The sequence below is a fragment of the Aminobacter sp. P4_D5 genome, from assembly GCF_056401815.1.
Genome location: NZ_JBFUIP010001480.1, coordinates 1 through 504, shown reverse-complemented (window position 1 = coordinate 504; position 504 = coordinate 1). Strand labels below are relative to the sequence as shown.

General features: G+C 72.8%; 1 protein-coding gene. It reads right to left on the bottom strand.

Going from position 1 to position 504, the window contains the following annotated elements; genetic code table 11:
* The coding region (locus AC1DWF_RS39075) for an aminotransferase class III-fold pyridoxal phosphate-dependent enzyme (RefSeq protein WP_476843746.1) at window positions 1–501 on the bottom strand (501 nt) is incomplete at its 3' end.
* Between the last annotated feature and the right edge of the window lie 3 nt (window positions 502–504).

Sequence of the window (504 nt, the reverse complement as noted above, 5' to 3'; positions counted from 1 at the left end):
GGGCTCGACCAGGATGGCCGCGATGTCGCCCTGCTCGGCGAAGAGGCGTTCGGCATCCGCGACATCGTTGAAGCGGAGGAGCGAGACGCGGTCGGTTTCCGGCCGGGCATTGCCGGGAAAGGCGGCCTCGGCCGCGCCGGCTGCGCCGAAGGCCACGTCGTCCAGCCAGCCATCGAAGCCCGCCGCCATCTTGGCGATCCGGCTGCGGCCCGTGGCGATGCGGGCGGCGCGGCAGGCCAGGTGCACTGCCTCGCTACCGGTGCTGACGAAGAGCACCTGCGAGAGTGGGCCTGTATGCGCGGCGATGGCCGTGGCGGCCGCTTCCTCGCCGGAATGGCTGAAGGCCGGCAGGGGGCCGGCGCGCAAAGCGGCGCTCGCGGCCTCCACGACCTCGGGCGGGGCATGGCCCAGCACCGTGCCACCGAAGCCCAGCGCGGTGTCGACATAGCGTCGTCCCGTGCGATCCCAGATCCACGGCCCTTCCGAGCGGGCGACGACCAGTTC